General features: G+C 63.5%; 19 protein-coding genes and 1 pseudogene. 13 read left to right on the top strand and 7 right to left on the bottom strand.

Going from position 1 to position 19482, the window contains the following annotated elements; all coding sequences use genetic code 11:
• Positions 1–7: 7 nt before the first annotated feature.
• The 4 genes and pseudogenes from M1B35_RS06270 to M1B35_RS06255 form a co-directional block, all read right to left on the bottom strand.
• Positions 8–1201, bottom strand: coding sequence for an acetyl-CoA C-acyltransferase (locus tag M1B35_RS06270; RefSeq protein WP_268261497.1), 1194 nt, complete (start codon positions 1199–1201; stop codon positions 8–10).
• A 12-nt stretch (positions 1202–1213) separates the two neighbouring features.
• Positions 1214–1975, bottom strand: a complete 762-nt coding sequence (locus M1B35_RS06265; protein ID WP_123332940.1) for an SDR family NAD(P)-dependent oxidoreductase — start codon at positions 1973–1975, stop codon at positions 1214–1216.
• A gap of 16 nt (positions 1976–1991) precedes the next feature.
• Positions 1992–3656 carry an AMP-binding protein gene (locus M1B35_RS06260; RefSeq protein ID WP_268261496.1) on the bottom strand — a complete coding sequence of 555 codons (1665 nt, stop codon included), beginning with the start codon at positions 3654–3656 and terminating at the stop codon, positions 1992–1994.
• A gap of 184 nt (positions 3657–3840) precedes the next feature.
• Positions 3841–4856, bottom strand: a pseudogene (locus M1B35_RS06255) (AraC family transcriptional regulator).
• A 355-nt stretch (positions 4857–5211) separates the two neighbouring features.
• Between M1B35_RS06255 and M1B35_RS06250 the strand changes: the two are divergent.
• The 10 genes from M1B35_RS06250 to M1B35_RS06205 all read left to right on the top strand — a co-directional run bounded on the left by M1B35_RS06250 (position 5212) and on the right by M1B35_RS06205 (position 15174).
• Positions 5212–6522, top strand: coding sequence for an ABC transporter substrate-binding protein (locus M1B35_RS06250; RefSeq protein ID WP_123332934.1), 1311 nt, complete (start codon positions 5212–5214; stop codon positions 6520–6522).
• A 139-nt stretch (positions 6523–6661) separates the two neighbouring features.
• The gene (locus M1B35_RS06245; RefSeq protein WP_123334435.1) at positions 6662–7588 is read left to right on the top strand and encodes a carbohydrate ABC transporter permease; all 927 of its coding nucleotides are present in this window, start codon (positions 6662–6664) and stop codon (positions 7586–7588) included.
• Positions 7589–7598: 10 nt separating this feature from the next.
• The gene (locus M1B35_RS06240; RefSeq protein ID WP_123332932.1) at positions 7599–8429 is read left to right on the top strand and encodes a carbohydrate ABC transporter permease; all 831 of its coding nucleotides are present in this window, start codon (positions 7599–7601) and stop codon (positions 8427–8429) included.
• Between the two features lie 42 nt (positions 8430–8471).
• Complete coding sequence (locus tag M1B35_RS06235; RefSeq protein WP_123332930.1) at positions 8472–9575, top strand: ABC transporter ATP-binding protein; 1104 nt, start codon at positions 8472–8474, stop codon at positions 9573–9575.
• 18 nt (positions 9576–9593) lie between these two features.
• A complete protein-coding gene (locus M1B35_RS06230; RefSeq protein WP_268261495.1) occupies positions 9594–11075 on the top strand; it encodes a mannitol dehydrogenase family protein in 1482 nt (493 codons plus the stop codon).
• A 34-nt stretch (positions 11076–11109) separates the two neighbouring features.
• Positions 11110–12606 carry a xylulokinase gene (gene xylB / locus M1B35_RS06225; RefSeq protein ID WP_268261494.1) on the top strand — a complete coding sequence of 499 codons (1497 nt, stop codon included), beginning with the start codon at positions 11110–11112 and terminating at the stop codon, positions 12604–12606.
• Positions 12607–12619: 13 nt separating this feature from the next.
• Entirely contained in the window at positions 12620–13558 is a 939-nt protein-coding gene (locus tag M1B35_RS06220) for a carbohydrate kinase family protein (RefSeq protein ID WP_268261534.1), read from the top strand.
• Between the two features lie 329 nt (positions 13559–13887).
• Complete coding sequence (locus M1B35_RS06215; RefSeq protein WP_268261493.1) at positions 13888–14151, top strand: DUF2790 domain-containing protein; 264 nt, start codon at positions 13888–13890, stop codon at positions 14149–14151.
• 222 nt (positions 14152–14373) lie between these two features.
• Positions 14374–14637, top strand: a complete 264-nt coding sequence (locus M1B35_RS06210; RefSeq protein WP_268261492.1) for a DUF2790 domain-containing protein — start codon at positions 14374–14376, stop codon at positions 14635–14637.
• Between the two features lie 138 nt (positions 14638–14775).
• The gene (locus M1B35_RS06205; protein WP_268261491.1) at positions 14776–15174 is read left to right on the top strand and encodes a hypothetical protein; all 399 of its coding nucleotides are present in this window, start codon (positions 14776–14778) and stop codon (positions 15172–15174) included.
• A 14-nt stretch (positions 15175–15188) separates the two neighbouring features.
• Here M1B35_RS06205 and M1B35_RS06200 read toward each other — a convergent pair whose 3' ends face one another.
• A complete protein-coding gene (locus tag M1B35_RS06200; RefSeq protein ID WP_123332917.1) occupies positions 15189–15452 on the bottom strand; it encodes a DUF1652 domain-containing protein in 264 nt (87 codons plus the stop codon).
• Between the two features lie 494 nt (positions 15453–15946).
• On the opposite strand from M1B35_RS06200, the gene M1B35_RS06195 reads away from it, so the two are divergent.
• Positions 15947–16252 (top strand): NIPSNAP family protein, encoded by a 306-nt coding sequence (locus M1B35_RS06195; RefSeq protein WP_123332915.1) that lies wholly within the window; start codon positions 15947–15949, stop codon positions 16250–16252.
• A 29-nt stretch (positions 16253–16281) separates the two neighbouring features.
• Here the strand turns inward: M1B35_RS06195 and ilvA are convergent, their stop codons facing one another.
• Positions 16282–17304, bottom strand: a complete 1023-nt coding sequence (gene ilvA / locus M1B35_RS06190; protein WP_268261490.1) for a threonine ammonia-lyase, biosynthetic — start codon at positions 17302–17304, stop codon at positions 16282–16284.
• A 263-nt stretch (positions 17305–17567) separates the two neighbouring features.
• On the opposite strand from ilvA, the gene M1B35_RS06185 reads away from it, so the two are divergent.
• Positions 17568–17771, top strand: coding sequence for a ParD-like family protein (locus M1B35_RS06185; protein ID WP_123332911.1), 204 nt, complete (start codon positions 17568–17570; stop codon positions 17769–17771).
• On the top strand, positions 17768–18532 hold the full coding sequence (gene map / locus M1B35_RS06180) for a type I methionyl aminopeptidase (RefSeq protein WP_123332909.1): 765 nt from the start codon (positions 17768–17770) through the stop codon (positions 18530–18532). Before M1B35_RS06185 ends, map begins: the two co-directional genes overlap by 4 nt.
• Before the next feature lie 3 nt (positions 18533–18535).
• Here map and M1B35_RS06175 read toward each other — a convergent pair whose 3' ends face one another.
• Positions 18536–19477 (bottom strand): magnesium transporter CorA family protein, encoded by a 942-nt coding sequence (locus M1B35_RS06175; protein WP_123332906.1) that lies wholly within the window; start codon positions 19475–19477, stop codon positions 18536–18538.
• Between the last annotated feature and the right edge of the window lie 5 nt (positions 19478–19482).

Here is a 19482-nt window from a genome sequence, read left to right as displayed (position 1 = left end):
CAACTCCTCAGTACAGGCATTCAACAGCCACGGCAGTGGCTTCGCCGCCACCGATGCAGATGGCAGCGATGCCGCGTTTTTCGCCGCGTTGGCGCAAGGCCGAGAGCAAGGTCACCAGAATTCGTGCGCCGGACGCGCCAATCGGGTGGCCCAAGGCGCAGGCACCGCCGTGAACGTTAACCTTGGCGTGGGGGATTTCCAGCTTGCTCATGCTCACCAGGCTGACCACGGCAAAGGCTTCGTTGATTTCAAACAGGTCCACTTCGTCCAGGGACCAACCGGTTTTACTCAGCAATTTTTGTACGGCGCCCACCGGGGCCACCGGGAACAGCCCTGGGGTATCGGCGAACGCCGCGTGACCGTGGATCACCGCCAAGGGCTTGAGGCCGCGCTTTTGCGCTTCACTGCGGCGCATCAGCACCAAGGCTGCGGCGCCATCGGAAATGGAACTGGAGTTGGCCGCCGTCACCGTGCCGCCTTCGCGGAACGCCGGCTTGAGGCTGGCGATCTTGTCCAGCTTGGCCTTGGGCGGCTGCTCATCGTCGCTGATCAGCCGGGATTCCTTGCCGACCGTCACCTGCAGCGGGACGATCTCGTCCTTGAACAGACCGTCCTTGATCGCCTGTTGGGCGCGGGTCAGGGAGGCCACGGCAAAGGCATCCTGGGCGTCCCGGGTAAAGCCATGGGCTTCGGCGCAATCCTCGGCAAAGGTGCCCATCAGGCGGCCCTTGTCGTAGGCGTCTTCCAGGCCGTCGAGGAACATGTGGTCCAGCACCCGGCCATGGCCCATGCGGTAGCCGCTGCGGGCGCGGTCCAGCAGGTACGGGGCGTTGGACATGCTTTCCATGCCGCCGGCCACCACCACCTCGGCGCTGCCGGCCAGAAGCATGTCGTGGGCCAGGATGGTGGCTTCCATCCCCGAGCCGCACATTTTGTTCAGGGTGGTGCAGCGGGTGCCTTTGTCCAGCCCGGCGCCCAGGGCCGCCTGACGGGCCGGGGCCTGGCCGAGGCCGGCGGACAGCACGCAGCCAAACAGCACTTCTTGCACGCCGTCAGCACTGATCCCGGCACGCTGCACGGCGGCGCGAATGGCTTCGGCCCCCAATTGCGGGGCGCTTAGGCTTTTCAGGTCCCCCTGGAAACCGCCCATGGGGGTGCGGACGGCGCTGACGATAACAATCGGATCGTGGGCAATGGACATGATGAATCCTCCTTACTTGGCGGCCATGCGCAAGGCGCCGTCGAGACGGATCACCTCGCCGTTGAGCATGCTGTTTTCGATGATATGCCGCACCAGCGACGCGTACTCGGCAGGTTTGCCCAGGCGCGGCGGGAACGGCACGCCAGCGGCCAGACCGGCGCGAACGTCATCGGTCATGCCGGCCATCATCGGGGTTTCGAAAATGCCCGGGGCGATGGTCATCACGCGGATGCCGAAGCGCGCCAGTTCCCGGGCGGCGGGCAAGGTCAGGCTGGCGATGGCACCTTTGGAGGCCGCATAGGCCGCCTGACCGATCTGCCCGTCGAAGGCGGCAGCCGAGGCGGTATTGATGATCACCCCGCGCTCGCCACCGGCATCGGCCTGGCCCTCGGCAATGGCCGCGGCGGCCAGGCGCAGCAGGTTGAAGCTGCCGATCAGGTTGACGTTGATCACCTGGCTGAAGCTGGCCAGGCCGTGGGGGCCCTGCTTGCCGAGGATTTTCTCGCCGCGCACGATGCCCGCGCAGTTGACCAGCCCGTGCAGGCCGCCAAAAGCCGTGAGCGTCGCCTGCACCGCCGCTTCGGCCGCCGCTTCCTGGCTGATATCAGCCACCACACTCTGGCAACCCAACTGTTGCGCCTTGGCCGCCACGGCCTCGGCATTGAGGTCCACCAGCATCACCTTGGCGCCGGCCGCCACGAGCATTTCAGCGCTGGCGGCGCCCAGGCCCGACGCACCGCCACTGACGATAAATACCTTGTTTTCGATCTGCATCACGGATTCCTTGGATTCAAGCTGAAGCCTTGTGCGCCGCGGCCTCTTGAGCCTTGGCGATTTCCTGGTTGCGCAAGATAAAGCGCTGCAATTTGCCGCTAGGGGTTTTCGGCAATTCACTGACAAATTCGATTTCACGGGGGTACGAGTGCGCCGCCAAGCGCTTGCGCACGTGCTGGCGCAGCTCTTCGGCCAGTTCCGGCGAGGCACGGTACTGAGCGCTGAGCACGACAAAGGCTTTCACCAGTTCGGTACGCTCCGGGTCGGGCTTGCCGATCACTGCCGTCTCGATCACCGCGGGGTGTTCGATCAGCGCACTTTCGACGTCGAACGGGCCCACACGGTAGCCGGAGGTGGTGATCACGTCGTCGCTGCGGCCGACAAAGCTGATGCTGCCGTCAGGGTTCAATTCCACGGTGTCGCCGCTGAGGTAGTAGTCACCGACGAAGGCTTTGGTCGGTGCGCCCTCGTAGCCATTGAACCAGCACATCGGCGACTGCTTGCGGTCGATGGCGAGGATCCCCGGCTGCCCGGCCGGCAGTTCCTGGTACTGCTCATCCAGCACCACGATGCGATGGCCCGGCGAGGCAAAGCCGGCGCTGCCCACGTGCACCGGATGCTCCAGGCCGTGGTGGTTGCACAGCACCATGCCCAGTTCGGTCTGGCCGTAATGGTCGTGAATGACCACGCCGAGGTTGTCGGCGAACCAGCGGATCACTTCCGGGTTCAGCGGCTCGCCGGCGCTGCTGACAATGCGCAGCTTGCCCTTGATCGAGCGGGCGAATTCATCGCCACCGGCGATCAGCAAACGGTAAGCGGTGGGCGAACCGGTGAGGTTGCTGATCCCGTACTTGTTGATCACCCGGCAGGTGCTTTCCAGGGTGAAAGGGCCATCGTAGAAGGTGATCGGGTGGCCCAGGCCCAGGGGCCCGGTGACGCCGAAGTAGATGCCGTAGGCCCAGCCCGGGTCCGCGACGTTCCAGAACGCGTCTTCGGGGCGCAGGTCCACGGCGTCACGGGTGTAACTCTGGAAGGCCACCACTGCCTTGAGGGGCACTGCCAGGGCTTTCGATGGGCCGGTGGTGCCCGAGGTGAACATCAACAGGAACGGGTCTTCGCCGCTGAGCAGCACCGGTTCACAGTCGTTGGAATGGTTGGCCAGTTCGGCCCAGAAGCTGAAGTCGCCACGGACGATGCCCTGGCCCTTGGCGCCACCGACGGTGACGATGATCGGGCAGTCGGCCACTTCATTGAGTTTCGGCCGGTTGACCGCGTCGCTGACCACCACCTTGGCCCCGGAGCTGCCCAGGCGGTGCTCGATGGCCTTGGGGCCGAAAGCGGTAAACAGCGGCTGGTAGACCGCACCGATGCGCCAGGTGGCGAGCACGGTGATCAACAGTTCGACGTTGCGTGGCAACAGGCCGGCAACCTTGTCGCCCTTTTGCACCCCTTGGGCCAGCAGGAAGTTGGCAAAGCGCGCGGCCTTGTCCTGGAGTTCGCTGAAGGTGTAGGTGGCGCTGCTGCCGTCGCGGCCTTCCCAGAACAGCGCGATGCGCCCTGGCAAGGCATGACGGTCACAGCATTCGACACAGGCATTGAGCGCCGACAGGTTGCCACTCAGGGCAGCGTCGACGGTGTGTTGAAAATCGAACTGGGTGGTAGCAGACAGATAGTCGCGCATCGCCAGAATCCCTCACTGTTCTTATTAGGATGGGAACCTCATGAAACCGGGGAAATACTGGCGCTAGACGCCTGGCGCGGCAATGGTCAAAGTTTTCAAGTTGCGTGACCGGTTTGGCCATGGTCACGCCGTGGCTCGCCCTGCCCGCATATGGCCGCCGGCTGGCCGGCGATGGGCATCGGCCTTACTCGGGGTCGTTGAGGATCAGGCTGCGGTAATGCCCGGGGTTGGACCCCGACCACTTGCGAAAGGCCTTGTAGAACGAGCTGGTATCGGCAAACCCCAGGCGCGTGGCGATCTCGGCAAAACTGATGTGCGGTTCCGCCAGCCAGACGATCGCCAGCTCCTTGCGCACGCTGTCCTTGAGGCCCTGGTAGCTCTGGCCCTCCTCCGCCAGGCGCCGGCGCAGGGTCGAAGCCGACATGCACAGGCGCTGGGCCAGGCTCTCGGATTCCGGCCAGTGCTCGGCCGGCAATTGGCGCAGGTCGTGTTTGATGCGGCTGGCCAGGCTCTCCGGGTCGCGGTATTTGACTAGGATATTGGCCGGTGCCTGGGCCAGGAAACGCTTGAGCTCCTCCGGGCTCGCTTGACCGGCACGTCCAGGCAATCGGCGGCGATGATCATCCGGGTGCGCGGCCGGTCAAAGCGCAGGTTCTCGGAAAACATCACCCGGTAATCGTCGCAGAAGTCCGGCTGGGGCCCGCGCAGCTCGATGGCCAGGATCGGAATGCGCCGCCCCGCCAGCCAACAGGCCACGCCGTGGACGATCATCCAGTAGGTGAAGTAGGTAAACGCCCGGCAGGGCTCGGGGTGTTCTTCCAGCAAGACAATTTCCGCCAGGCTCTGCTGGCGCACCAGCTGTGCCGGCAGGCGCTCGAACATCAGCGAGAGAAACCCCAACCCCGACTCCAGGGCTGACGCCACGTCCGGTTGGGCCATGGACGAACGACACAGAAACGCCAGGCTGCCGGACTTCAGGCGGCGCGGGTCCATGCCGAAAAACTCGTCGTCCAGGCGCCGAGCCAGCAGCCGCCAGAGCCGCGCATAGGCCGTGGCCGGCACCCGCACGTCGCCCTGCTGCAGCCAGGCCGGGTCGATCCCGACCTTGTGCAGCACTTCATCGCTGGCCGCGCCCGGGGCACAGCTTTGCAGCAGTGCTTCGCGCACCAGGTGCATGGAGATGGTGTCTTTTTCCGACATCGAGGTTCAGTACGTCCTGCGCATCAGTGGTCTGGTGGGCCATCTTAGGCAGTGCCGGGGAAAAATCCAGTGGGCTTTTTCCCCTGTCCTATTGGCTCAAGGAATCGGACCTAAACCAATACGGATTTTTCGCCCCCACGCCCGGGTTTTCTCTGGCCAAGCCGCTTCAGACAGACAATCTTCGGAATGGGCCGCGGCGCCATGAGTGCAAAAAAGTATCGGATCAAGTGTCACGGATGATTTGTCAGACCGCGTTTTGAGGTCTGTAATCAGCGCACATTCTTCCTACCTCCGGAAGACACAAAAACAATAACCGTCCTTCTGTCGCCCCCTGGGCCCGGAAGAGGAGTGCACGATGAAACCCAGCGTAAAAGCCCTGCTCGTCACCACCTGCATCACCTTCAGCGGCGTCAGCCTCGGCGCGCAAACCCTGACCATCGCCACCGTCAACAACAGCGACATGATCCGCATGCAAAAGCTCTCGAAGACCTTCGAGGCCGAGCACCCGGACATCAAGCTGAATTGGGTGGTACTGGAAGAAAACGTCCTGCGCCAACGCCTGACCACCGACATCGCCACCCAGGGCGGGCAGTTCGACGTGCTCACCATCGGCATGTACGAAGCCGCACTCTGGGGCGCCAAGGGCTGGCTGGAACCGATGAAGGACTTGCCGGCGTCCTACGACCTGGAGGATGTGTTTCCCTCGGTGCGTGACGGGCTGTCTGTGAAGGGCTCGCTGTATGCCCTGCCGTTCTACGCTGAAAGCTCCATCACCTATTACCGCAGCGACCTGTTCAAGAACGCCGGGCTGAGCATGCCCGAGCACCCGACCTGGAGCCAGATTGGCGAATTCGCGGAAAAACTCACCGACAAGAGCAAAGAGCAATACGGCCTGTGCCTGCGCGGCAAGGCCGGCTGGGGCGAGAACATGGCGCTGATCACCACCTTGGCCAACGGCTACGGTGCGCGCTGGTTCGATGAGAAGTGGCAGCCGGAATTCAACGGCCCCGAGTGGAAAGAAGCGCTGACCTTCTACGTCGACAACATGAAGAAATCCGGCCCGCCGGGTGCCTCCAGCAACGGTTTCAACGAAAACCTAGCGCTGTTCAACAGCGGCAAGTGCGCGATCTGGGTCGATGCCAGCGTGGCCGGCTCGTTCGTCACCGACAAGACCCAGAGCAAGGTCGCCGACCACGTGGGCTTCACCTTCGCCCCCCACGAGAAGACCGACAAAGGCACCTCGTGGTTGTACTCCTGGAGCCTGGCCATCCCCACCAGCTCCAAGGCCAAAGACGCGGCCAAGGTCTTCACCAGTTGGGCAACCTCCAAGGAATACAGCCAGTTGGTGGCCAAGACCGACGGTATCGCCAACGTGCCGCCCGGCACCCGCACATCCACCTACAGCGATGAGTACATGAAGGCCGCGCCCTTCGCCAAGGTGACCCTGGAATCACTGAAAGTCGCAGACCCGACCCAACCCACCCTCAAGCCGGTGCCTTACATCGGTATCCAGTTGGTGACCATTCCCGAGTTCCAGGCCATCGGCACCCAGGTGGGCAAGTTCTTCTCCGGCGCCTTGACCGGCCAGCAGACGGTGGACCAGGCCCTGACCGCCGCCCAGACCACCACCGAGCGTGAAATGAAGCGCGCGGGCTACCCCAAGTAACCCTGCTGTTGCAGGCGCTGGCTTGCCGGCGATCGGTCCCCAAACCTTGCATTGAAACCCCGGGGCTTATCGCCGGCCAACCGGCCCTAACGGGTGGGCTTGTCGCGCTCGAACTTGTCTCTGAATGGTCCTGATCACCATGAATACTTCCACTGCCCATGTGCAAACAACTGCCCCGGAGAAGGCGCGTAAAAGTCGCCTGGCCAACCCCGGCTGGTTCCTGGTCAGCCCCTCGGTGGCCCTGTTGCTGCTGTGGATGATCGTGCCCCTGGGCATGACCCTGTACTTCTCGCTGATCCGCTACAACCTGCTCTACCCCGGTGAAAATGAATTCGTCGGCCTGGAGAACTTCAGTTACTTCCTCACCGACTCCGGGTTCCTCCCCGGCGCCACCAACACCCTGTTGCTGGTGGGCAGCGTGCTGCTGATCAGCGTGGTGTTCGGGGTGCTGATCAGTGCCTTGCTGGAGGCCAGCGAATTCCTCGGTCGGGGCATCGTGCGGGTGCTGCTGATCTCGCCGTTTTTCATCATGCCCACGGTGGGCGCGCTGATCTGGAAGAACCTGATTTTCCATCCGGTGTCGGGGATTCTCGCCGCCGTGTGGAAGCTCTTTGGCGCCGAGCCGGTGGACTGGCTGGCACATTACCCGCTGCTGTCGATCATCATCATTGTGTCCTGGCAATGGCTGCCCTTCGCGATCCTGATCCTGATGACCGCCATGCAGTCCCTGGACCAGGAACAGAAGGAAGCCGCGCGCCTGGACGGTGCCGGGCCCATAGCGATCTTCTGGCACCTGACCCTGCCCCACCTGGCCCGCCCCATCGCCGTGGTGGTGATGATTGAAACCATCTTCCTGCTGTCGGTGTTCGCCGAGATTTTCACCACCACCAACGGCGGCCCCGGCTACGCCTCGACCAACCTCGCCTACCTGATCTACAACCAGGCGCTGGTGCAGTTCGACGTCGGCATGGCTTCGGCCGGCGGGTTGATCGCCGTGGTGATCGCCAACATCGCGGCAATCATCCTGGTGCGGATGATCGGCAAAAACCTGACTGACCAGCCTTGAGGTGCGCCCCATGACGCTTCAACAATCCCGACGCCTGCAGAGCCTGCTGCTGGGCACCCTGGCCTGGGCCATCGCGATCCTGATTTTCTTCCCGATCTTCTGGATGGTGCTGACCAGCTTCAAGAGCGAAATCGACGCCTTCGCCACACCGCCGCAGTTCATCTTCAGCCCGACCCTGGAGAACTACCTGCACATCAACGAGCGCAGTAACTACACCAGCTTTGCCTGGAACTCGGTGGTGATCTCGTTCAGCGCCACCGCCCTGAGCCTGCTGATTGCGGTGCCGGCGGCCTACTCCATGGCCTTTTATGAAACCCGCAACACCAAGCGCACCCTGCTGTGGATGCTCTCCACCAAGATGCTGCCGCCGGTGGGGGTACTGATGCCCATCTACCTGCTGGCCAAGAGCTTCGGCCTGCTGGACACGCGCCTGGCGCTGATCGTGATTTACACCCTGATCAACCTGCCCATCGTGGTGTGGATGATTTACACCTACTTCAAGGACATCCCCCGGGACATCCTCGAGGCCGCGCGCCTGGACGGCGCCACCCTGTGGCAGGAAATGGTTCGGGTGCTGCTGCCGATCGCCAAGGGCGGGCTGGCCTCCACCGTGCTGCTGTCGCTGATCCTGTGCTGGAACGAGGCCTTCTGGTCGCTGAACCTGACGTCGGCCAATGCCGCGCCGTTGACCGCCCTGGTGGCGTCCTACTCCAGCCCCGAGGGGCTGTTCTGGGCCAAGTTGTCGGCGGTCTCGACCCTGGCCTGCGCGCCGATCCTGATTTTTGGCTGGATCAGCCAGAAACAGCTGGTGCGCGGGCTGTCGTTTGGCGCGGTGAAGTGAACCCGCCGGGTTAAACCTGAATAAGACAAGTGGAGGCTCATCATGGCCAACCTGAAAATCAAGAATCTGCAAAAAGGCTTCGAGGGTTTTTCCATCATCAAGGGCATCGACCTTGAGGTGAATGACAAAGAGTTCGTGGTGTTCGTCGGCCCTTCGGGCTGCGGCAAGTCGACCCTGCTGCGGCTGATTGCCGGGCTGGAAGAAGTCAGCGGTGGCACCATCGAGCTGGACGGCCGCGACATCACCGAAGTCAGCCCGGCCAAGCGCGACCTGGCGATGGTGTTCCAGACCTACGCCCTGTACCCGCATATGAGTGTGCGCAAGAACATGTCCTTTGCCCTGGACCTGGCCGGCGTGGTCAAGGCCGAGGTGGAGAAGAAGGTCAACGAGGCGGCACGGATCCTCGAGCTGGGGCCCATGCTGGAGCGCAAGCCCAAGCAATTGTCCGGCGGCCAGCGCCAGCGCGTGGCCATCGGCCGGGCCATTGTGCGCAACCCGAAAATCTTCCTCTTCGACGAACCGCTGTCCAACCTCGACGCCGCCTTGCGGGTGCAGATGCGCCTGGAGCTGGCACGCCTGCACAAGGAGCTGCAGGCCACCATGATCTACGTGACCCACGATCAGGTGGAGGCCATGACCCTGGCGGACAAGGTGGTGGTGCTCAACGGCGGCCGGGTGGAGCAAGTGGGCTCGCCGCTGGAGCTTTACCACCGCCCGGCCAACCTGTTTGTCGCAGGCTTTCTCGGTACGCCGAAAATGGGCTTCCTCAGCGGCAAGGTCAGCCGGGTGGACAGCCAGGGCTGCGAAGTGGAGCTGGATGCCGGCACCCGTATCCGCCTGGAACAAAGCGGCGCCAGCCTGAGTGTCGGCAGCCCAGTGACCCTGGGCATCCGCCCCGAACACCTGGAACTGGCCACGCCCGGGCAATGCACCCTGGCGGTCACCGCGGACGTCAGCGAGCGCCTGGGCAGCGACACCTTCTGCCACGTGCGCACCGCCTCCGGCGAGGCCCTGACCCTGCGGATCCGCGGTGATCTGGCCAGCCGCTACGGCGAACAGTTGAACCTGCACCTGGACGCCGCCCACTGCCATTTATTCGATGCCGACGGCGTGGCGGTGGCTCGGCCCCTGCGCGCCGCCGCCTGATTGTCGAGAGCCCTGACGATGAAATTGAACCAACGCACCCTCAGCCACCTGGCCCCTGAAGTCAAAGTGCCCGCCTACGCCCTGGCCGATACCCGACAAGGCATCGCCCACATCGGCGTCGGCGGGTTCCACCGGGCGCACCAGGCCTATTACACCGACGCGCTGATGAACACCGGCGAAGGCCTGGACTGGAGCATCTGCGGCATCGGCCTGCGCGCCGAGGACCGCCGCGCCCGGGACGACCTGGCCGGCCAGGACCACCTGTTCACCCTGTTTGAACTGGGCGACGGCGATGACACCGAGGTTCGGGTGATCGGCGCCATCCGCGACATGCTGCTGGCGGCCGACGGCGCCCAGGCGCTGATCGACAAGCTGGCCAGCCCGCAGATCCGCATCGTCTCCCTGACCATCACCGAGGGTGGCTACTGCATCGACGACAGCACGGGCGAGTTCATGGCCCACCTGCCGCAGATCCAGCATGACCTGGCCCACCCCAACCAGCCGCAGACGGTATTCGGCTTTCTCTGCGCGGCCCTGGCCAAGCGCCGGGCCGCCGGGACCCCGGCCTTTACCCTGATGTCCTGCGATAACCTGCCGCACAACGGCGCGGTGACCCGCAAGGCGCTGCTGGCTTTCGCTGCCCGGCGCGACGCCGACCTGCACGATTGGATCGCCGCCCATGTGAGCTTTCCCAATGCCATGGTCGACCGCATCACCCCTATGACCAGTGGCGCCCATCGCCTGCAACTGCACGACCAGCACGGCATCGACGACGCCTGGCCGGTGGTCTGCGAACCCTTTGTGCAATGGGTACTGGAGGACAAATTCGTCAGCGGTCGCCCGGCCTGGGAGCGAGTCGGCGTGCAGTTCACCGATGACGTCACGCCCTATGAAGAGATGAAGATCAAACTGCTCAACGGCAGCCACCTGGCCCTGACCTACCTGGGGTTTCTCAAGGGCTACCGGTTTGTCCACGAGACCATGAACGACCCGCTGTTTGTCGCCTATATGCGCGCCTACATGGACCTCGACGTGACCCCGCAACTGGCGCCGGTGCCGGGCATTGACCTGACGGACTACAAGAACACCCTGGTCCAGCGTTTTTCCAACCAGGCGATTGCCGACCAGTTGGAGCGGGTCTGTTCCGACGGTTCGTCGAAGTTTCCCAAGTTCACCGTGCCGACCCTCAACCGCCTGATTGCCGACGGCCGCGACACCGAGCGCGCAGCTCTCGTCGTGGCGGCCTGGGCCCTGTACCTCAAGGGCGTGGACGAACAAGGCCAGCACTACAGCATCCCTGACCCACGGGCCGAGTTCTGCCAGGCGCTGGTGGCCGACGATCAACTGCTGACCCAGCGCCTGCTGGGGGTGGAAGAGATTTTCGGCACCGCCCTTGTGCAATCACCGACATTTGTCGCGGCGTTCGAACGCTGCCTCGCCAGCCTGCGCGAGCACGGCGTGAGCGGGACCCTGGAGCGGCTGCTGGCGCGCCCCCAGTGAGCGGCCGGCACGGGCATTGTGGGCAGGAGGTGCCATGAGTACACACGGGTTGTTTCTTGGTATCGACTGCGGCACTCAAGGCACCAAGGCGCTGATCCTCGACCCCGCCAATGGCCGGGTGCTGGGCCAGGGCGCGGCGCCCCACAGCCTGATCAGCGGCGCCAATGGCCGTCGCGAACAGGACACAGAAGAGTGGCTGCAGGCCTTTGCCAGCGCCACGGCCCAGGCCCTGCAAGCCGCCGGCGTCAGCGGCCAGGAGATCCTCGGCATCGGCGTCTCCGGGCAGCAGCACGGCCTGGTGCTTCTGGACGAACAAGGCCGGGTGCTGCGCCCGGCCAAGCTCTGGTGTGACACCGAGTCCAGCGAACAGAACCAGCGTTTGTTGGATGACCTGGGGGGCGAGCCCGGCTCCCTGGAGCGCCTTGGGGTGGTGATCGCGCCAGGCTATACCCTGTCGAAACTGCTCTGGACCCGGGAGCAGCACCCCGAGGTCTTCGCGCGTATCGCGCACATTCTGCTTCCCCATGACTATTTGAATTTCTGGCTCACGGGCCGCGCCTGCAGCGAATACGGCGACGCCTCGGGCAGTGGGTATTTCAACGTGCGCAGCCGGCAGTGGGACCTGGCGCTGCTGCAACACATCGACCCCAGCGGCCGCCTGGTGGCCGCGCTGCCGCCGTTGCTGGAAGCCGATCAGGCCGTGGGTACGGTGCGGCCCGAAATCGCCCAACTGCTGGGCCTCAACCCCCAGGCGCTGGTGGCCAGTGGGGGCGGCGACAACATGATGGGGGCCATCGGCACCGGCAATATCCAGCCGGGGGTGATCACCATGAGCCTGGGTTCCTCGGGCACGGTCTATGCCTTCGACGCCGCACCCCGGGTCAGCCCCCAGGGCGCGGTGGCGACGTTCTGCTCGTCCAGCGGCGGCTGGCTGCCACTGATCTGCACCATGAACCTGACCAATGTCACGACCCTGGTGCGCGAGCTGTTCGACCTCGACCTGGCGGCCTTCAATCAACTGCTGGCCACCGCCCCCATCGGCGCCGACGGCGTGTGCATGCTGCCCTTCCTCAATGGCGAACGGGTGCCCGCCCTGCCCCATGCCACCGGCAGTCTGCTGGGCCTGACCCTGGACAACCTGACCCGGGCCAACCTGTGCCGGGCGGCGGTCGAGGGCACCACCTTCGGCCTGCGTTACGGCCTGGACCTGCTACGGGAGAACGGTTTGCAGAGCCGCAGCATCCGCTTGATCGGCGGCGGCTCGAAAAGTCCGCAGTGGCGACAGATGGTCGCCGATATCATGCACACCGAGGTGGTCTGCACCGAACACAGCGAGGCCGCCGCCCTCGGCGCGGCGATCCAGGCCGCCTGGTGCCAGGCCCGCCACAGCGGACAGGCCTTGAGCCTGGAAACCCTGTGCGAACGCTGCGTCAGCCTCGACCCGGCCAGCCTGACCCGGCCGATCGCGGCCAATGTGGCGGCCTATCAAACGGCGTATGAACGTTATCGACAACATGTCGCAACCCTTTGAAGAGCGAATGACTATGTATCTGGTGTGTGGTGAGGCGCTGTTCGATTTTTTCAGCAGTGAAGAGGCAATCCCCCAGGCGGCCAAGGTTAATTACCGGGCGATTGCCGGCGGTTCGCCGTTCAACGTGGCCGTGGGCCTGCGGCGCCTGGGGGTGGACGCGGGCCTGTTCGCCGGGCTGTCCGAAGACTTTCTCGGCGCTCGCCTGCGCCAGGTGTTGCAGGACGAAGGCGTGCGCAATGACTACCTGTGGACCTTCAGCGCGCCCACCACCCTGGCCATGGTGGCCGTGGGTGCCGACGGATCGCCCCATTACAGTTTCCGCGGCGAAGGCTGCGCCGACCGGCAACTGCAACGGGAGCATCTGCCGACCCTGGGCCCTGAGGTACGCGGGCTGCATGTCGGCTCGTTTTCCCTGGTGGTGCAACCCATCGCCGACACCTTGCTGGCCCTGGTCCAGCGCGAGGCCGGGCAGCGCCTGATCAGCCTCGACCCCAACGTGCGGCTCAACCCCCAGCCGGATATCCACCTGTGGCGGCAACGGATCGGCGAACTGGTGGCCTATGCCGACCTGATCAAGGTCAGCGATGAGGACCTGAGCCTGCTCTACCCCGGGCAAGCGGTCGAAAGCGTGATTGGCGGCTGGTTGCAGCAGCGTTGCCAATTGGTGTTCCTGACCCGGGGCGGCCTGGGCGCCACGGTGTTCAGCCGGGCCCATGGCAGCTGGTCGGTGCCAGCGCGCAAGGTAACGATTGCCGACACCGTGGGCGCGGGCGACACCTTCCAGGCCGCGCTGATCGCCTGGCTCACCGAGCAGGGCCTGGACTCCATCGAGGGCCTGCAGAGCTTGAGCCGGGAACAGATCGACGCCCAACTGCAGTTCGCCGTGGCCGCCGCTGCGCTGACCTGCGGCAAGACCGGGCCGGACTTGCCCTATCGTCAGCAGTTACGCTGAACAGCACAAATAACCACGAAGTTGTAATGCTGCATGACCCGGGGTTGCTCCCAACCTCGGGAAATCCGCTGTATTGAAGGCAATCAACATCAGTTCTCTGTCTTGCGCAGCCCCGGAAAAACGGGGCTCTCAGCGCACCACCAGGCCTCTTCCCCAAGCCAATTTCGACCGTTCCCTGGCCCCTCATACAGCGAATCAACCATTAATCGTCGGTTAATCGAAAAAACCAATAGTGCCCCGGACCGCGCCACTCACTGTCTCGACGACGGTGCTGGCCGCTCGGCCCCGTCAGCGACTGGGCCGGATTCAATCGGTATCGGAGAGTACGTATGAAACTGCGCCACATCATGATCACGGGGGCCATGGCCCTCACCGGCTTCAGCCAACTGGCCCTGGCGGATATCCAGCCGCTGGAGCCAGTGCCTTATCACTACGGCATGCCGTTGCAGATCGACAAGGTGATTTCCATGAGCGAGCAGGACACCCGCCACTGCGAGGTGATCACCGCTCACATGGAATACATCGACACGGCGGGCGATCGCCAACACATTTCCTATCGCAAGCTGGCCGACGCCTGTCACCAGCAGAATTGAAATCGCTTCGCGGACGGCTGACCGATGGCCAACACGAGCCTATTGCGCCCGGCCAGCCGGCACTTCGTCGTCCAGTGGGCATCATCAACCCGTGCTTAATCGTCGGTTAATGCCTGCGTCCAAGAGTGTGATGGACCGCGCTCGCTCAGAATATTCTGATGACCTCCGCGGCGGGCCGGGCCCCGATGGGCCCGGTTGATCGTTGCCTACCGGAGAACCCTCATGAACCTGCATATCAAACTGATCGGCAGCGCCTGCGCCCTGCTCGCCTTCAGCACCCTGGCCCTGGCCCAAAGCCCTTCGGCAGCCCCCGTGCCTTATCACTACGGCATGCCGTTGCATGTAGCCCGAGTGGTATCGATGAGCGAACCGGCAACCCAGGAATGCAAAGTGGTCACGGCGCAAATGGCCTTCGTCGATCCGGCCGGCCGGCTGGAAACCATCAGCTACAGCAAGCTTTCGGATGCTTGCTCCACCCAGGATTGACCCGGCAAAAACGCCAACGCCGCTACGGCGCCGTTGCGTCGCCATTTCCTGACAAGGCTGTGACAATCCAGCGGTATGCCTGTGCCAGAGCCCGGCGTATGCTCTGGCGCTTGTCTCGAACTGCCATAGGGATTGGCCATGCACGTATCGTTTCGGCGCCTGTCGACCTTCACCGCCCTGCTGTGTTTCGCCCTCGCCCTGGCCTGGGGGCTGGCGCCACGCTGGTTACTGGCGTTCTGCAGCGTGGACTTCTATGCCTCCACCGGCTTTGTCGCACGGCGCAGTGCGGTGCTGTTCCTGGGCTTGGGGGTGATGTTCTTCAGCGCTCGCTCGGCACCCGCCGGGGTGGCCCGGAATGCATTGAGCAGTGGTTTTATAGTGGGGTGTTTCGGCTTGGCCCTGCTGGGCCTGGGGGAATGGCTGAACGGCAACGCAGGGCCAGGCATTTTGCTGGCTGTGGTGGTCGAAGCGGCCCTTGGCCTGGGGTTTCTGCGGGCCAAGGGAACGCGGGACGAATGGGCGACGGCGCGGGACTGAACCGCCCGCTGCGACTAGTACGCCCGTTTCAAGGGCACGTCCTGGCTGGGGTTGTGGGCCAGGTCGTAACGCAATTCGGCAATCAGCTCATTGATGGCGCGGCTGCCGCTGAGGCGGGACGCGTCAATACCGGTGACCATAAGGTCCAGCCGGTCGGTTTGATGGTCGCCAAAGACTTTCACAGTCATCGACAAATCCGGGCTCAAGGTGCATTGGCAACGTTTGGGTAGAAAACTGCTTTCAATGATGTTGCGTAGTTCCAGGGCAGATAAAAACATGGCGACTCTCTCCTTTTATTTGAGGCGGCCAATCGTTCAAGGCAAATCGACAACAGCGCGGTGCAGATTTTCAGGTTAGAGAACGGGCACGTTCGAAAGCGGGTGACTCCGGCTCGCTTCTTCCATGGAGACCGGGCCACCTCTAAGACTAGGCCCCTTTCCCAATACCGCTAAATTCTTTTTCGCACTGAGCTGCGCACTTTTTGTCGTGACTGATCGATGGCCGTTACGGGCTGGGCCTGTCCGCTCGCTGGACGCTTGAAGGGCTTTGCGCGACGCCGCGACATGCAGGCTCCACTGTTTACTCAGCATTAACCGTGCCCGCAGGCGACGGGCGTTTGGCCCAGGCAAATCGAGACCTGGCCTCGGCGCCGTCGTGCAACTTGCAAAAAACCGCACCCCTCGCCTTGCAAAACACCCGACGCAAGGCCGTCGGTTTGCAATGCGCACACGCCCCGGCAAGAATGCGCCGCACACCTCAGCGGAAGACCCGAATGATTACCTGCCACGTCAAATATGTGATCGATCCCTATCAACTGGCCGCGTTCGAGGCCTACTCCCTGGAGTGGATCGAAGTGGTCCAGCGCCTGGGCGGCCTGCACCATGGGTATTTCCTGCCTTCGGAAGGCGCCAGCAATATCGCCTACTGCCTGTTCAGCTTTCCCTCATTGGCGGACTACGAAAACTACCGTCGTCTAGCCTTGAGCGACCCGCAAAGCGTGGCCCTGGTGGCCGCGGTGGTGGAGAAGAAATTCATCCTCAGCTACGAACGCAGCTTCCTGCGCCCCCTGCTGCCCTGAGGCATTGGCCGGTGCCTACCGGCCAGCGCCTAGAGACTCGGCTCGAGGCGTTTGGCGACCTCGGCCAGAGTAGCGAAATTGATGTTAGCGCCAGAGTCGATTGCCACGAGGGTTTGCCCCCGGGCGCCGGTGCTGGCCACATATTGCTGAATGCCCGCCACCGCCAACGCCCCCGAAGGCTCGGTGATGGAGCGGGTGTCGTCGTAGATCGCCTTGATGGCCGTGCACAGGTCGTCGTTGCTGACCGTCAGCACCTGATCCACGTGATGGCGACAGATCTCAAAACAATGGGCCCCGACCTGAGCCACTGCGACCCCATCGGCAAAGGTCCCGACCTCGGGCAGCAGCACCCGCTCGCCGGCTTTCAGGGCTTGCTGCAGGCAGTTGGAGTGTTCGGATTCGACACCGATGATGCGCACCTCCGGACGTAGGTATTTGACGTAGGCGGCGATACCGGCGATCAGCCCACCGCCGCCTACCGGCACGAAGATCGCGTCCAGGCGCCCTGGCTGCTGGCGCAGGATTTCCATGGCCACGGTGCCCTGCCCGGCAATCACCTCGGGGTCGTCAAACGGTGAAACGAAGGTCTGGCCATTGTGCTGGGCCAACGCCAGGGCATGGGCCAGGGCAAAGGGGAAGCTCTCGCCATGCAGCAGCACTTCGGCGTCCCGGCTGCGCACGCCCTGTACCTTGAGCTCAGGCGTGCTGCGGGGCATGACGATGGTTGCCTTGATGCCCAGCTCGCGGGCGGCCAGCGCTACGCCCTGGGCGTGGTTGCCCGCAGACGCCGTGATCACCCCGCGTTGCCGCTGCGCTTCACTGAGCTGTACCAATCGGTTATAGGCGCCGCGCACCTTGAAGGAAAAGGTCGGCTGCAGGTCCTCGCGCTTGAGCAAGACCTGATTGCCCAGGGCCGCCGAGAGGCCCGGCGCGCCCTGCAATGGCGTGTGCACGGCCAGGTCATAGACCGGCGCCGCGAGGATTTTCTTCACGTAGTGCTCCAGCAACCCGAGCTCGGGCGTGGAGGAGGTACAGCGGCTGGCGGTGGGCATGGGTCTCTCCTGGCGGTGTTCGGTGCCCGGGAGACAGAGAGAAAAAACCCGCCTCCAGGGCGGGTTGGGTGCAGTCGTCAGCAAGCCCGCCAATGAGTCATGGCGGTAATAATGCTTGGCTGGGAACGGAATGCGGGGGAAGTCATGGGGCGAAATTAACCGCGTCGCCCCCGAGGCGTCAAGACCGCGTGCAACACGGAGGCTCTTGGCGATCAATATACGAAACATATATGATTCGTATATTTCCAACCAAGGGCCGCTCCATGGGTATCGTCAAGATTTCAGACCAATTGCATGAGCAGATCCGCATGGCCAGCGCCACCATGGATCGCTCGATCAACGCCCAGGCCGAGTTCTGGATCAAGATCGGCCTGCTGGCCGAGCTCAATCCGCACCTGGCCTACAACGACCTGATCCACAAACTGTTGCTGAACAAGAGCGACCTCATCAGAGGGCACACCGCATGAGCCAGGCGCTGATCAAAACTCCCGAACAACTGGCGCTGATGCGTGAATCAGGGCGCCTGCTGGGCAAAGTGTTCGACTTTCTCGACGGTTTTGTCGCCGCCGGGCAATCGACCCTGGAACTGGACACCGCGGTGGAACGCTTGATCCGCCAGGACCTGGCCGCACGCCCGGCGAGCAAAGGCCAGTACGACTACCCCTACTGCATCAACACCTCGATCAATGAAGTGGTGTGCCACGGCATGCCCGATGCCCAGGCGATCCTCAAGGAGGGCGACATCGTCAATATCGACATCACCCTGGAGAAGAACGGCTTTATCGCCGACTCCAGCAAGATGTACCTGATCGGCCCGGTCGCCCCCAAGGCCCAGCGCCTGGTGGAGATCACCTTCGAGGCCATGTGGGCCGGGATCAAGGTGGTCAGGCCCGGTGCGCGCCTGGGGGATATCGGCCATGCCATCCAGAGCCTGGCGCAGAGCAACGGCTACAGCGTGGTGCGCGAGTACTGCGGCCACGGCATCGGCCGGCAGATGCACGAAGAACCGCAGATTCTGCACTTCGGTCGCCCCGGCACCGGCCTGGAACTGCGTGAAGGCATGGTCTTCACCATCGAGCCGATGCTCAACCAGGGTTCGGCGCGTACCCGTGGCCTCAAGGACGGCTGGACCGTGGTCACTCGCGACAACAGCCTCTCGGCCCAGTGGGAGCACACCGTTGCCGTGACCCGCGATGGCTTCGAAGTGCTCACTTTGCAGACGCCGTGACCCTCAGCCGGCCTTGGCACTGGCACCGGCCAGGCGCCGCAGACCGAGAACCATCCCCCCTGCCCCCACCAGCATCGTCAGCAGAAACAGCGGGTAAGACACCCACCACGGGATGCCCGCCGTCATCATGCTGAACTCCGACATGCCGCCGATGCTGGCGATCAGGTTCAGCGGCAGGAACACCACGTTGATCAGCGTCAGTTTGCGCAGCAGCTTGTTCATGTTGTTGTTCATCAAGTTCCCCCGGGCGTCGATCAGCCCGGAAAACACCGTGGAGTAGATTTCCGCCTGTTTGTAGCACTGGTTGTTTTCAATGATCAGGTCGTCGATCAGGCCCAGGGCTTCGCTGCCGAAATGCTCTTTTTCGGCATGATTGCGCAGGCGGCTCAAGACCGCGCCGTTGCTGTGCAGGGCATTGAGGTAATAGATCAGGCTCTCGCTGAGGTTGAACATCTGCACCAGGTGGCGATTTTCCATCGAGGCGTTGAATTGCTGCTGCAACTCCCGGGCGACCAGCTTGATCACCTTGAGGTGCCCCAGGTAGTGGTGAATGTTGTTGAGCAGCAAGTCGAGCAACACATCCAGCGGCGTATTCAGGGCCTGACGCGCGCCGAGGCCACGCAGTTGGTTGTCATCGGTGGCGATCACCAACAGGCGCTGGGGCGAGAACAGCAAACCGCAGGACGCCACTTCAAATGACAGGCTGCCGCCGCCGGAATAATTCTCCGGCCGCTTCCAGATCAGGAACAGGTTGTCCGGGTGAAACTCAATGCGCGATACCTCGTCCGGGTCCAGGGCCGATGCCAGGGCGTGCTCGTCGAGCTTGAAATCGCTGCGCAGCAGATCGCGCTCGGCGGCGTCCGGGGCGCTGAACAACAACACCTCGGCGTCCTGCTGCGGTGCCGGTTGCAAGGCGCCATGACGCAGTTGATAGCTCTGGATCATGGGCG

The sequence above is a fragment of the Pseudomonas morbosilactucae genome (assembly GCF_023241665.1).
In the GTDB taxonomy this organism is placed as follows: Bacteria; Pseudomonadota; Gammaproteobacteria; order Pseudomonadales; family Pseudomonadaceae; genus Aquipseudomonas; species Aquipseudomonas morbosilactucae.
Note: the sequence above shows the minus strand (reverse complement) of the source record. Positions and strands in the feature narration are given on the sequence as shown.